Genomic DNA, 13,021 nt, shown 5'->3' on the forward strand with positions numbered 1-13,021 from the left:
TGTTTTGTACTGACCGATGGTCATATTTGGAGGTGAAATATGAAACACATATCAAAGGTTGAAATAAATAAAAGGCAAAAGGAAGATTCTCTATATGCTGCCGCTTATGAATTATTTACCACACAGGGTATACATAATACGGCAATTAGCGATATAGTTAAAAAAGCAGGAGTGGCAAAAGGAACTTTCTATCTATACTTCAAAGACAAATATGACGTACTTGACAAGATAATTTTAGATAAAAGTTCTGAAATACTTGTTGAAGCTATTGAAAATACCAATACAAAGGAATTCGATAGTTTTGAAGAAAAGCTATTGTATTTTATAGATTATATAATAGAGTATTTGAAACAAAATAAGCTACTACTTAAACTTATTTATAAGAATCTTTCTTGGGGAGTGGTGAGAAAGGCTTATAAGGACTATAAAGGATAAATGAGATCTACTATATGTTTGAGGAGGGTCTTAAGGACCATGATTTGAAAGAAGGTGATATTGAAAAGGTTATATTCATTATTTTAGAATTGGTTGGGTCAGTTTGCTATAGTTGTATAGTATTGAGGGAACCTACAAATATAGATGAAATGAAACCAATATTATTTGAAATTATAAAGAAAATTATATAGGAGATGATTATATGAATAAATTTGGTTATTTCATAGCAAAGAATAGAGTGCTAGTGATAATAGTGGCCACACTCTTGTTGTTGCCATCATTTTATGGGATGGCAAAGACTAGAATAAACTATGATATATTGACTTATTTACCTGAAAAATTGGATTCAGTAAAAGGTCAAAGAATATTAAGTGATGATTTTAAAAACTCTGGTCTTAGTTTTTTAATTGTAGAAAATATGGAGTCTAAAGATGTTGCAAAATTAAAAGAAAAGATTACAAATGTAGAGGGTGTTGAAAAGGTAATTTGGGTAGATGATTTTGTGGATACTGGAATACCTGAAGAGATACTTCCAAAGGATTTAAAAGATGCTTTTTATAGAGAAAACTCTACACTTATGATGATTCAATTTAGTGATAAAGTTTCTTCAGATACTACTCAAGAGGCTGTAGTGGGTATAAGAAAATTGTTGAACAAACAATGTTTTTTAAGCGGTACAGCTTCAGCGATGAGAGATACTATAGATATAGCAGATAAACAAACTCCAATATATGTACTTATGGCTGTAATATTTGCAATTGTAGTGTTGGCTTTAACTCTTGAATCAACATTTATTCCTTTTATTATACTTTTAAGTATGGCTTATGCCATAATGTACAACTTTGGAACCAATATATTTTTTGGAGAGATTTCCTATGTAACTAAATCCTTAGCTGCAGTATTGCAACTTGGAGTTACAATGGACTATTCAATATTCCTTCTTCACAGATATGATGAGGAATGTGAAAAATTAGATGATAAAAATCAGGCTATGGCAAATGCAATCCAAAAGACAGCTGCTTCAATTGTTGGAAGTTCACTTACTACAATTGCAGGTTTCTTGGCTATATGTTTTATGGAATTGACTATAGGTAAGGATATAGGACTTGTAATGGCAAAGGGAGTGCTATTAGGGCTTATTTCTGTAGTAACTACATTGCCAGCTTTCATGTTGGTGTTTGACAAGTTAATTCATAGATTTAGTCACAAGACAGTGTTACCTGAATTTGATGGATTAGCTAAATTAGTCACAAAACACTATAAGACTTTCATAATCATAGCAATACTTATATTCTTGCCAGCATTTTATGGCCAAAGCCACAATGAAGTTTATTACAATATAGATGAATCATTGCCAGATGATATAGAATCAGTAATTGCTTTTAGAAAGTTAAAAAATGAATATAATATGATAACTACTCATATGGTTTTAGTTTCTGAAAAAGTGCCAAACTTTGAAATGAAGCAGATGATAGATGAAATTGAGAAACTTGATGGTGTAGAAAGAGCTGTAAGTTATGAAAAATTCCTAGGACCTAGTGTTCCAGAAACTTTTATACCACAAGAGGTAAAGGATGTATTTCAACAAAGTGGATATAAACTTATACTTATAAATTCAAAATTTAAAGCAGCAACAGATGAAGAAAACGCTCAAATAGATGCAATAAATTCTATTGTTAAGAAGTATGATGACAAAGCTATATTAACTGGAGAAGGAGTACTTACAAAAGATTTGATAAAAATTACAGATACAGATTTCAAAAAAGTAAATATAATTTCTACATTAGCTATATTTGTCATTGTAATGTTTGTATTTACATCGATATCAATACCAATTTTTTTAATATTGGTTATTGAATTGGCAATATTTATAAATATGTGTGTACCATTTTATGCAGGAAATTCGATACCTTTTATAGCTTCAATAATTATAGGTTCTATACAGCTGGGAGCAACAGTTGACTATGCAATTCTTTTGACTACAAGGTTTAGAGAAGAGATAAGAAATGGCCATGACAAATTTGAAGCTATGGAAATAGCAGTAAGAGAATCAGCAAAATCAATAGTTACAAGTGGATTTACTTTTTTTGCAGCAACGGTTGGAGTAGGTGTTATATCAGAGATAGAAATCATTAAATCCATGAGTGTCATGATAGCTAGAGGAGCTTTAATTAGTACGGGGGTTATATTATTTATATTACCAGGAGTATTGCTTGCATTTGAAGGATTTATCAAATCAACATCAAAAAACTGGAACAAAAGTATTGCTGATAAAATAAAAGGAGGAAAGATTATATATGAGAACAAATAGGAAACTTGTGAGAGTATTGAGTTTATTTTTAGTTTTGATGATGGCAATGTCAACTGTAGCATTTGCTGAAGGGGTTGTGACTAAAAATGAAACAGTTTTTATAAATTTGGATCCAGAGGGAGCTCCTGTTGAGAAAATATCAAGTATATGGTTACATTCTGATTCAGCTCTTGGGAAAATTGAGGATAAGACTTCATTAAAAGATATAAAAAATGTAAAAGGCGATGAAGTGCCAGAAATAAATGGAGACAAAATTATTTGGAATACGGATAAGAAGGATATATTTTATCAAGGAACTACAGATAAAGAATTGCCAGTAGAACTTAGAATTCAATATTATTTAGATGGCAAAAGAATGAATCCTAAAGATATGTTGGGAAAGTCTGGGAAGGTTAAAATAAATGTTTCTGTAGTCAACAAAGATAGTCATGTCATTAAATTAGATAGTGGAAAAGAAAAAGATGTGTACACACCATTTGTTGGTATTGTAGTTATGAACTTGCCAATAGATACATTTAGCAATGTGAAAATAAATAGTGGAAAACTTGTTTCAGATGGAAATAATCAAGTAATAACTTATGTGACACTTCCTGGATTAAAGCAAAGTCTAGACTTAGATACAAATATTATAGATATTCCAGAGACTTTGGTTGTTACTGCAGATGTGGAAGGATTTGAAATGGGTTCAGTAGTTCTTACTGTTACTTCAGAATTGCCAGAAGTTAAGGATTTTGAAAATGCAGGGGATTTTGATGAGCTAATTGATGGAATTGAAAAGATAAAGGATGCCAGTGAAAAATTAAGTGAAGCTACTGGAAAATTGTATGAAGGCCAAACTACATTAAATGATGGCATAAGTGAGTTTGTAAATGGTGTAGATAAGGTAAATGTAGGAGCCAATGCATTAAAAGATGGCTCAGCTAAGTTAAAAGATGGAGTAAATGCTTCTTATGAAGGAAGCAAAGAAATTAAGAATGGAGTCAAGGCATTAAATGATGGTGCAAACAAATTAGGACAAGGGTTTATTGGATTAGGCCAAGGATCTATAGAATTTAGTTCAAAGGCTCAAGAATTTTCAAAAGGTGCTGAGCAAGTAGCTAATGGAGTGAGTCAAATTCCTGAAAAAACTCAAATGATGAGCAGTGGCATAAATGAGCTAGTTCAGGGAACAGAAAAGATACAAAATGGTCAAGAACAATTGACTGAAGGATTAAAGAACAGTTTAGATGCTATTGAACAAATAAAGAAAGGCAAAGAGAAAGAATTAGAAGTTGTAAATATATTGTTAAAAGGTGTTGAAGGGTTGGAAGCCGCAGCAAATGGACTTTCAAAAGTACCAGGAGCTGATGGAATAGCAGCTAAAATGCTTGATGGATTTGGAAAACAAAAGATGGCACTAGAAGGATTGAAACAGTCAAGCAATCAATTGATATCTGGATTAAACCAAGTAGAAGAAGGAATAAAACAAGCCCAGATGGCTAGTTCACAACTTAGTGAAAATATTGGAAAAGTAAATGAAGGGCAAAAGAAAGTAGCATATGGATTAGATGAACTTGCTAAAGGAACTAGTGGATTAGGAGATGCATCAAAGCAATTAGTAGTTGGTAGTCAAGGGCTTATGGCTGGAGCTAATCAATTAAATGAAAGTGCAAAACAAGCCAATGAAGGAGTTAAAGGATTTAATGAAGGAGCTAATAAGCTTGTACAAGGAACTGAAAAATTGACAAATGGATTAGGACAATTAAATGTAGGAGCTAATGATTTAAATAAAGGAGCAAATGAATTAGCAAAAGGGACCAGTCAACTTTCAAGTGCTGGTGGGGCATTGAAAGAGGGTTCAAAAAAATTGACTGATGGCTCAAAAGAATTAGATGAAGGAATGAAAAAATTCTATCAAGAAGGAATTCTTGAGATGAGCAATAGAGTTCAAGATAGTGATTTCAATATAGCTGATATAATGAATACAAAAGATAAAATATTAAATTTGTCAAATGATTATAAGAGTTTCACTGGAATAGCTGATGAAATGGATGGAAGCGTAAAATTTGTTATGAAGACAGAAGAATTGAAAATGGAAAAAGAAAAAGTGGAAATAGATACAAACAATAACCAAAGAGATAAAGGTGGATTTTTCAATTGGTTAAAGAACTTATTTAAAAAGGCAAATTAACAAAAAATCACACCTTAGCGTTTACTAAGGTGTGATTTTTTAAAAAAAGTTTTTGGAAAATTCACAATTATACCGAAAATTGTGCTAATATATATATATATAAGCAATTTTATTATTTTGACAATATAAAAAGAGGGTGAAAGCATGATAAAATTGAGAAAAAAAGAAGAAGTACTTAAAGAATATGTAAGTAGATATCCCGAACTGGACAAATTCTTCGTGGAGGAACTTTCTAAAGACTATGATAGATATGCAGAAATTTTAAAAGATTGCAATACTAAGGAAGAGTATTATGAAATATTCAGAAAAGAAATAAAAGCAAATGAGCAGAGATACAAAGAGAATTCAATGATTAAAGGCGTGGAAGGTTCTACTTATGATCAATTTATGGACATACTTGCACAGTATGGTTTGATTAAATTTTTTAGAGATAATATGCTAGATGAATAGCTAGGCTAAAGGTGGGAATTTAGTATTCCCACTTTTGATTTATTATAATACATATATTTACAAATTAAAGGGAATTGAATATAGAATTACAATTTTTGTATTATATCTCCCTTCAAATATAAATGTAATAATATACTTTTTATTTTCATATAACTGTTGCAGTGATGCCTTTTTTGGAGTATACACAAGAAGATGCAAATAGAAGTCATGAAGCTGGATTTGAGGTCATATTGCATTTACCTATGGAACCTGAAAAAGGGCTTCCCGAGTGGCTTGGGCCACGGCCTATAACTTGCAATAAATCTAATGAAGAAGTTAGGGAGATTGTTGAAGACGGCCTTGAAGAAGTGAAATGGGCTAAAGGGATAAATAATCATATGGGTTCAAAGATTATGAAGGATGAGAGAATTATGACGGAGGTTTTAAAAATAGCCAAAGAGAAAGATTTATTTTTCTTAGATAGCAAAACAGGAGAATATTCTGTTGCAGAAGAAATAACATCGGATTTAGATGTAGTATATTTTGCAAGGGATGTATTTTTAGATAACTCTAAAAATATTGAAGATATAGAAAATGCAATGTATAAGCTTTCTGATATAGCTTTGAATAGAGGATATTCAATTGGGATAGGTCATATAGGAGGTCAAGGGGGAAAAGTAACTGTTGCTGCAATAAATAAAAAATCTGAAGAAATGAAGAAAAAAGGGATAGAGTTCATATATTTATCAGAACTAAAAAAATATTTTAAATAAGCATAAATTAATGTATAATTTTATCGATTTTAGGAATATAATAATAAGTAAATATAGTTAAAATTTTTATTGCATATTGATTATAAAAATGATATGCTAATTATGAATTTAAAGATTTAAAAGATTAACAGCATTCCTCTTTTGGGAATCCCATGTGAATCTGTTTTAAATCTAAAATCAAGGTAAAGGAGGAATGTTGAAATGGCAGATAAGACTATTGTTTGCAAAGATTGTGGAAAAGAATTTATTTTTACTGAAGGTGAACAAGCTTTTTATAAAGAAAAAGGATTTGAAAATGAACCTCAAAGATGTCCAGATTGTAGAAAGAAGAGAAAAGAAAGAAATAACGATAGAAGATTTAGAAGATAGTTGTAGATTATAAACCTTATGAGAGGAAATTCTCATAAGGTTTTATTTTTTAGACAAATATTTTATTAAAATGTCTTTATTAGGAGGAAATAGTCAATTTATGTAGAATAAATAATTATGTGTTCATTAAAAGAAATGAGGATGAGTGCTGTGAACTTAAAAAAAACAAATTTATATTTTCGGTTTTATTTATTTTGAGCATGTTTATAATGGCTTGTGAACCTGTTTTTGCAGAAGAAATAAAGGTTCTTCGAGTAGCGGGAGACAACAATCACCCTCCTTATGAATTTATAGATGAAAAAGGCAACTATAAAGGTTTTAATGTTGATATCATGAGAGCTATAGCTATTGAAGAAGGAATAGAAATAGAAATAATTCCTATGGCATGGAATCAGGCAGTATATGCACTTGAGGCTGGAAAAGTAGATGCTATTCAAGGTATGTCGAAAACACCTACAAGAGCGAATAAGTTTTTATTTTCAATTCCTACAGTTAAAAATTCACAGGCTATATTTGTGCTTAAAGATACAAATTATATTTCAGGTATAGAAGATTTAACTGGAGTTAAGGTAGCTTTTCAAAAAGGTGATATAAATGAAGAAATATTAAATGATATTTCTAGGGTTATTTTAAGGCCTAAAGACAACCAAAAAGATGGGATAGAAGCTTTGTTGAATGGAGAAGTAGAAGCTTTTCTAGGAAATAGACAGACGGGACTGTATTATTTACAGAAAATGAAAAAGGCTGATATGGTCAAAATAGTTGGAGAACCAATGGGAGAAGTAGAATATGGACCTGTGACTACTAAAGACAAGCAAGAGGTTGCAGATATATTGAATAGAGGTATAAAAGAAATAAAAAGGAATGGAACCTATGATAAAATATATCAAAAATGGTTTGGGGAAGAATACTATGGAAAGAAAGATCTATTTAAAGTGTATAAAAAACAAATAGTGGTTATAGTTTTTGTTATATTGCTGGTGTTTTTTATATTGTCGGGGTGGAACAAACAACTAGCAACGGAAGTTGAAAAGAGAACTAGTGAGTTAGAAGAGGCGAATAAAAATCTTATTTCTCATCAAGAACAAATATATAGATTGGCTTATTATGATGCAATAACTGATTTGCCTAATAGATTGTATTTAGCAAAAAAGTTTTCTGATATCGTAGAAGAAATTGAAAAAAAAGGCAATAGATTGGCAGTGCTTTATTTTGATATTGATAGATTTAAAGATATAAATGATACATTAGGTCATGATACTGGAGACCATATATTAAATTTAGTAGGTAAAAGGATAGAAAATATAATTAAAGATGGAGATATATTAGCTAGATTTGGAGGGGATGAATTTCTTATACTCATGAAAAATATAGAAGATGAAAATGAAGTAGTAGAATTTGCCAAACAAGTTTTAGATAAAATGAGTGAACCTTTTTTACTGAGTAGATATAAACATTTTTTAACGGCTAGTGTAGGAGTCAGTATTTATCCAGAAGGGGGAAAGGATTTTACAACATTAGTTAAAAATGCAGATATGGCTATGTATAGGGCTAAAAAAAGCGGGGGCAACAATTTATATATTTACAACAAAGAATTGAGTGATATCGAGATAAATAAAGTAAAAACTATAAGTCAATTGAGAAGAGCAGTAGAAAGAAATGAATTTGAATTGTATTATCAGCCCAAGATAGATATAAATTCAGGAGAAGTCCAAGGTATGGAAGCTTTGATTAGGTGGAATAGTCCTGATAAGGGACTTATAGGGCCAAATCATTTTATACCTATAGCAGAAGAAATGGGGCTTATACTACCTATAGGTGAATGGGTATTGAGAGAAGCATGTAGACAAAATAAAGCATGGATGGACAAAGGGTATAAGCCTATAAGGGTTTCAGTAAATATTTCTGGGGTACAGTTTCAACAGAAAGATTTTGTTGATATTGTTGAGAATATATTGGAAAGTACTGGACTTGAATCTCAATATTTAGAACTTGAGATTACAGAAAGCATAGCAATGACTGATATAAAATATACTATTGAAGTTCTTAAAAAAATGAAAAGTTTAGGTGTATATATATCTATAGATGATTTTGGCACAGGATATTCAAGTTTTAGCTATTTAAAAGAGATGAGTGTTGATGAATTGAAAATTGACAGAACTTTTATCATGGATGTAAATACCAATACTAAAAACATGTCAATTGTGAAAGCTATAATACATTTAGCTCATGAGTTAAATTTACAAGTTACAGCTGAAGGTGCAGAAACTATAGAACATATACAGTTTTTGAAGGAAAACAATTGTGACAAGGTTCAAGGATATTTTTATAGTAAACCTGTCTCATCAAAGGGATTTGAAAAATTTCTTAAATAAAAAACATTTCTATAAATTAAATATTTAACGAATATTTGATATAATATAAATATATAATAAAAAACTTTCTACATACATAAGGAGGAAGAAACATGGAAATAAATACAGAGTTTATTTTAGAAACTATGAAAAAATATCTTCAAATTCCTAGTCCAGGAGGGTATACAAGAGAGGCTACTCTAGAAGTAAAAAAAGATTTTGAAAAGTTTGGATTAAAAACAGAATTGACAAATAAGGGAGCGTTAATTGGAACGTTAGAAGGAGAAAACAATGATAGACATGTGATGATTACAGCACATATTGATACATTAGGTTGCATGGTTAAAGAGATTACAAATGATGGTAGGATTAAATATGGGAAAATTGGCGGTGGTAGTTGGAGCTCTATTGAAGGGGAGAATTGTTACATAATTACTAGGAAGGGTAAAAAAATTCGTGGTTCTGTCATTCCTAAGATGGCTTCTGCTCATATATATGGTGCAGATAGAGATGCAACTAGAAATGGAGAAAATATGTTTATAAGACTTGATGAGATTGTTGCTTCTAAAGAAGATGTACTTAATTTGGGAATAAATATTGGAGATTTTATTTGCATGGATACTAGAACAGAAATAACAGATTCAGGATTTGTCAAATCTAGATATTTAGATGATAAATTGGCTGTTGCAATATTAGTTGAAATTGTCAGGTATTTCAGTGAAAACAATTTAAAACCTAAATATACAACACATTTCTTTATTAGCAATTATGAAGAAATAGGTCATGGAGTAGCAGGAGAACCTGAAAAAGTAGCAGAGATGATAGCTGTAGATATAGGAATTGTAGGAGATGGACAAAATTCAGATGAATATAGTGTAAGTATTGCAGCTATGGATAGGAGAAGCCCTTACAATTTTGAATTTAGAAATAAACTTGTGGATATAGCTGAAGAAAACAATATTAGATATAAATTAGATTTATATAATTTTTATAGCTCGGATTCTACTCATGTTGCAGGTCAAGGAAAAGATATAAATTTTGCTAGTTTAGGACCTGCAGTAGATGCTTCTCATCATTATGAAAGGACTCATATATCATCCATAAACAATACTACTGAGCTTTTAATAAAATATTTATTATGTGATTAGTTAATATTAAAAGGGGGTATAATTAATGAAGGGAAAAGGAGTAACTATTAAGTATAAGGTGTATTTAGTGGCTTATAAAAATTTAGATGAAAATGTAGTAGATATCTTGACGAAGTACTCTGTTTATCATGTAGACAATGAAGATGACTTGAAAGTTTTAAATGAACATGTGAGTTCAGGAAGAACATTTAGTCTTAATGAGAGAATATACATTTATTTAGAATCTTTTGAAGAAAAAATTCGTGAAAAATTAAAAGAAGATTATGTACTAGATATAATTGAAGTGCCTAAATCCTATGGCGCCGCAAGAGGAAATATGCTGATTGAATTTGATATTGAATTTGGTGATGATATAATTGTAGTTGATACTATGGAAATTTAATTGAAATGGGTCAGGGATTATCCCTGACTTATTCATTTAGCGAAAGGTTGATAATGTGTGGAAAGATAAAAGATATCATTCATTGGATTATGAACTTAAAAATTTATTTGGCACAAAGACTATTAAGCTTTCTCTTGATGGCGGATTTACTTGCCCCAATAGAGATGGTACAGTAGGAAATAGAGGATGTATATTTTGTGGGGAAGAGGGTTCTGGAGAATTTGCTGGTAAAAGATGCTTGTCTATTAGTGAACAGATTGGAAATCAAAAAGAGTTTTTATCAAAGAAATGGCCTGAAGGAAAGTATATAGCTTACTTTCAAAATTTCACCAATACTTATTCTACATGCGAAGACTTAAGACAAAAATACGAAGAGGCTATTTCATTAGATGATGTATCAGGTCTTTCAATAGCTACCAGACCAGATTGTTTGTCTTTAGATATATTGGATTTGCTTGAAGAATTTAATAGGAAGACTTTTCTATGGGTTGAATTGGGACTTCAAACTATTCATGAAGATACAGCTAAATTTATAAGAAGAGGATATGATTTATCAGTATATGAAAATGCAGTGAGAGAACTAAAAAAGAGAAATATACGAGTTGTTACTCATCTTATATTTGGACTTCCAAAAGAATCTACAAAAGATATTCTTGACTCTGTAAGATATGTGGCCAAAACTAATACTTGGGGAGTTAAGTTTCATCTTTTATATGTACAAAAAGGCACAGATTTGTATGAATACTACAAAAAAAATCCTTTTCATATCTTGTCCAAGGATGAGTATATAAATCTCGTCTGTGATGCTATTGAACTCTTGCCAGAAAATATGGTCATTCATCGCCTTACGGGAGATGGGAAAAAGGAACTTTTGGTAGAACCACGTTGGAGCCTTGATAAGTTAAGGGTACTGTCAGGCATAGATATGGAATTGAAAAGACGTGATAGTTTTCAAGGAAAGAATTATAATATTTAAGTTGCATTTTTGGAACAATAAAGATATACTTAAAACGCTAATAAATTATGGAAGGAAGATTTAAATTTATATGAAAAAATTAAAATTTGAAGACATGGAGTTTTCACAGGAGATAAAAAAAGCTGTTTCGGATATGGGATTTGAAGAAGCATCTCCTATTCAATCACAAGCTATACCATATATACTTGAAGGTAAAGATGTAATAGGTCAAGCTCAAACAGGGACAGGAAAAACTGCAGCTTTTGGTATACCTATTTTAGAAATGTGTGATGGGGATAATAGGCAACTGCAAGCAATTGTACTGTGTCCTACTAGAGAATTATGCATACAAGTGGCAGAGGAAATAAGTAAATTGGCAAAATACAAAAAAGGTGTATATGTATTGCCTGTATATGGTGGGCAGCCAATTGAAAGACAGATAAAAGCTTTGAAAAAGGGAGTACAAATTGTCATTGGGACACCAGGAAGAGTTATAGATCATTTAAATAGACATACTTTGAAACCTGAAAATATAAAGATGGTAGTACTTGATGAAGCAGATGAAATGTTTGATATGGGATTTAGAGATGACATTGAACTTATACTGGATAAAATGCCCGAGGAGAGACAAACTATATTTTTCTCAGCAACGATGCCACAAGAAATAATGAGTTTTGCAAAAAAATTTCAAAAAAATCCTGAGATCATAAAAGTGGTTCATAAGGAACTTACAGTACCTAAAGTAGAACAATATTATTTTGAGCTAAAGTCAAATATGAAAACAGAGATATTGTGTAGACTTATAGACATATATAATCCAAAACTTTCTCTTGTTTTTTGCAATACAAAGAGAAAAGTAGATGAACTTGTATTGGAACTTCAAGGAAGAGGATATTTTGCAGATGGACTTCATGGAGATTTAAAACAAACTCAAAGGGATAAGGTCATGTCTACATTTAGAAGTGGAAATATAGACATTCTTGTTGCAACAGATGTAGCTGCTAGAGGTATTGATGTAGATGATGTGGATATAGTATTTAATTATGATATTCCACAAGATGAAGAATACTATGTTCATAGAATAGGAAGAACTGCAAGGGCAGGAAGAGAAGGTACGGCTTTTAGCTTTGTAGTAGGTAGAGATATATATAAGCTAAAAGATATTCAAAAATACACTAAAACTAAGATAATGAGAAAAGATTTACCTACATTAGGTGATGTAGAGGAAAAGAAAATTGATATTCTTTTGGATAAAATAAGACATGAACTAGATAATGAAGAAATTTCAAAGTATCAAAATATTATAGATACTTTGCTAGAAGAAGATTACAATTCTATAGATATAGCTTCAGCAATACTTAAAATGTATATGGATGAAAACAAAAAGGATGGACACGAGGATTTAGACTTAGATGTAGTAAATACTGGTGCAGAAGCTGGAATGGTAAGATTGTTTGTAAATATTGGAAGAAGAGAAAACATAAGCCCAAGACATATTGTTGGAGCAATAACAGGGGAAACAAGTCTTCCAAGAAAGAGTATAGGAAAAGTTGATATATATGATAAGTTTACGTTCGTAGAAGTTCCAAAGGAATATGTAAAAGAAGTTCTTGTGGGACTTAAAAACCACAAAATAAAGGGTAAAAAAATAAATATTGAAATAGCAAATCCAAGACATTAAAATTAGTGGTAAAA

General features: G+C 30.8%; 12 protein-coding genes. All 12 read left to right on the top strand.

Features of this window, described 5'->3' with window-relative positions:
* Nucleotides 1–39 precede the first annotated feature (39 nt).
* The 12 genes from ACFWUA_RS05720 (at nt 40) to ACFWUA_RS05775 (ending at nt 13,007) form a co-directional block, all read left to right on the top strand.
* Nucleotides 40–435: a TetR/AcrR family transcriptional regulator gene (locus ACFWUA_RS05720; RefSeq protein ID WP_416197110.1), complete on the top strand. Its 396-nt coding sequence runs from the start codon at nt 40–42 to the stop codon at nt 433–435.
* A 14-nt stretch (nt 436–449) separates the two neighbouring features.
* Complete coding sequence (locus tag ACFWUA_RS05725; RefSeq protein ID WP_416197111.1) at nt 450–626, top strand: hypothetical protein; 177 nt, start codon at nt 450–452, stop codon at nt 624–626.
* A gap of 11 nt (nt 627–637) precedes the next feature.
* Nucleotides 638–2,746, top strand: a complete 2,109-nt coding sequence (locus tag ACFWUA_RS05730; protein WP_416197112.1) for an efflux RND transporter permease subunit — start codon at nt 638–640, stop codon at nt 2,744–2,746.
* The gene (locus ACFWUA_RS05735) at nt 2,733–4,916 is read left to right on the top strand and encodes a hypothetical protein (RefSeq protein WP_416197113.1); all 2,184 of its coding nucleotides are present in this window, start codon (nt 2,733–2,735) and stop codon (nt 4,914–4,916) included. Before ACFWUA_RS05730 ends, ACFWUA_RS05735 begins: the two co-directional genes overlap by 14 nt.
* 144 nt (nt 4,917–5,060) lie before the next feature.
* Nucleotides 5,061–5,366: a hypothetical protein gene (locus tag ACFWUA_RS05740; protein ID WP_416197114.1), complete on the top strand. Its 306-nt coding sequence runs from the start codon at nt 5,061–5,063 to the stop codon at nt 5,364–5,366.
* 149 nt (nt 5,367–5,515) lie between these two features.
* Entirely contained in the window at nt 5,516–6,118 is a 603-nt protein-coding gene (locus ACFWUA_RS05745) for a divergent polysaccharide deacetylase family protein (RefSeq protein ID WP_416199181.1), read from the top strand.
* Between the two features lie 201 nt (nt 6,119–6,319).
* A complete protein-coding gene (locus ACFWUA_RS05750; RefSeq protein WP_072744929.1) occupies nt 6,320–6,487 on the top strand; it encodes a zinc-ribbon domain-containing protein in 168 nt (55 codons plus the stop codon).
* Between the two features lie 200 nt (nt 6,488–6,687).
* Nucleotides 6,688–8,862, top strand: coding sequence for an EAL domain-containing protein (locus ACFWUA_RS05755; protein WP_416199182.1), 2,175 nt, complete (start codon nt 6,688–6,690; stop codon nt 8,860–8,862).
* A 92-nt stretch (nt 8,863–8,954) separates the two neighbouring features.
* A complete protein-coding gene (locus ACFWUA_RS05760) occupies nt 8,955–9,989 on the top strand; it encodes a M42 family metallopeptidase (protein ID WP_416197115.1) in 1,035 nt (344 codons plus the stop codon).
* A gap of 25 nt (nt 9,990–10,014) precedes the next feature.
* Nucleotides 10,015–10,371 (top strand): hypothetical protein, encoded by a 357-nt coding sequence (locus ACFWUA_RS05765; RefSeq protein WP_416197116.1) that lies wholly within the window; start codon nt 10,015–10,017, stop codon nt 10,369–10,371.
* A 55-nt stretch (nt 10,372–10,426) separates the two neighbouring features.
* Nucleotides 10,427–11,347 (top strand): TIGR01212 family radical SAM protein, encoded by a 921-nt coding sequence (locus tag ACFWUA_RS05770; protein ID WP_416197117.1) that lies wholly within the window; start codon nt 10,427–10,429, stop codon nt 11,345–11,347.
* A 70-nt stretch (nt 11,348–11,417) separates the two neighbouring features.
* Nucleotides 11,418–13,007, top strand: coding sequence for a DEAD/DEAH box helicase (locus tag ACFWUA_RS05775; protein ID WP_416197118.1), 1,590 nt, complete (start codon nt 11,418–11,420; stop codon nt 13,005–13,007).
* Nucleotides 13,008–13,021: the final 14 nt, after the last annotated feature.

Origin of the sequence: Sporanaerobacter sp., from assembly GCF_047830725.1 — a bacterium.
Classification (GTDB): Bacteria; Bacillota; Clostridia; order Tissierellales; family Sporanaerobacteraceae; genus Sporanaerobacter.

Coding starts and splice junctions, on each gene's coding strand:
- ACFWUA_RS05720 (WP_416197110.1), top strand. CDS start 40: ATGAAACACATATCAAAGGTTGAAATAAATAAAAGGCAAAAGGAAGAT.
- ACFWUA_RS05725 (WP_416197111.1), top strand. CDS start 450: ATGTTTGAGGAGGGTCTTAAGGACCATGATTTGAAAGAAGGTGATATT.
- ACFWUA_RS05730 (WP_416197112.1), top strand. CDS start 638: ATGAATAAATTTGGTTATTTCATAGCAAAGAATAGAGTGCTAGTGATA.
- ACFWUA_RS05735 (WP_416197113.1), top strand. CDS start 2,733: ATGAGAACAAATAGGAAACTTGTGAGAGTATTGAGTTTATTTTTAGTT.
- ACFWUA_RS05740 (WP_416197114.1), top strand. CDS start 5,061: ATGATAAAATTGAGAAAAAAAGAAGAAGTACTTAAAGAATATGTAAGT.
- ACFWUA_RS05750 (WP_072744929.1), top strand. CDS start 6,320: ATGGCAGATAAGACTATTGTTTGCAAAGATTGTGGAAAAGAATTTATT.
- ACFWUA_RS05755 (WP_416199182.1), top strand. CDS start 6,688: ATGTTTATAATGGCTTGTGAACCTGTTTTTGCAGAAGAAATAAAGGTT.
- ACFWUA_RS05760 (WP_416197115.1), top strand. CDS start 8,955: ATGGAAATAAATACAGAGTTTATTTTAGAAACTATGAAAAAATATCTT.
- ACFWUA_RS05765 (WP_416197116.1), top strand. CDS start 10,015: ATGAAGGGAAAAGGAGTAACTATTAAGTATAAGGTGTATTTAGTGGCT.
- ACFWUA_RS05775 (WP_416197118.1), top strand. CDS start 11,418: ATGAAAAAATTAAAATTTGAAGACATGGAGTTTTCACAGGAGATAAAA.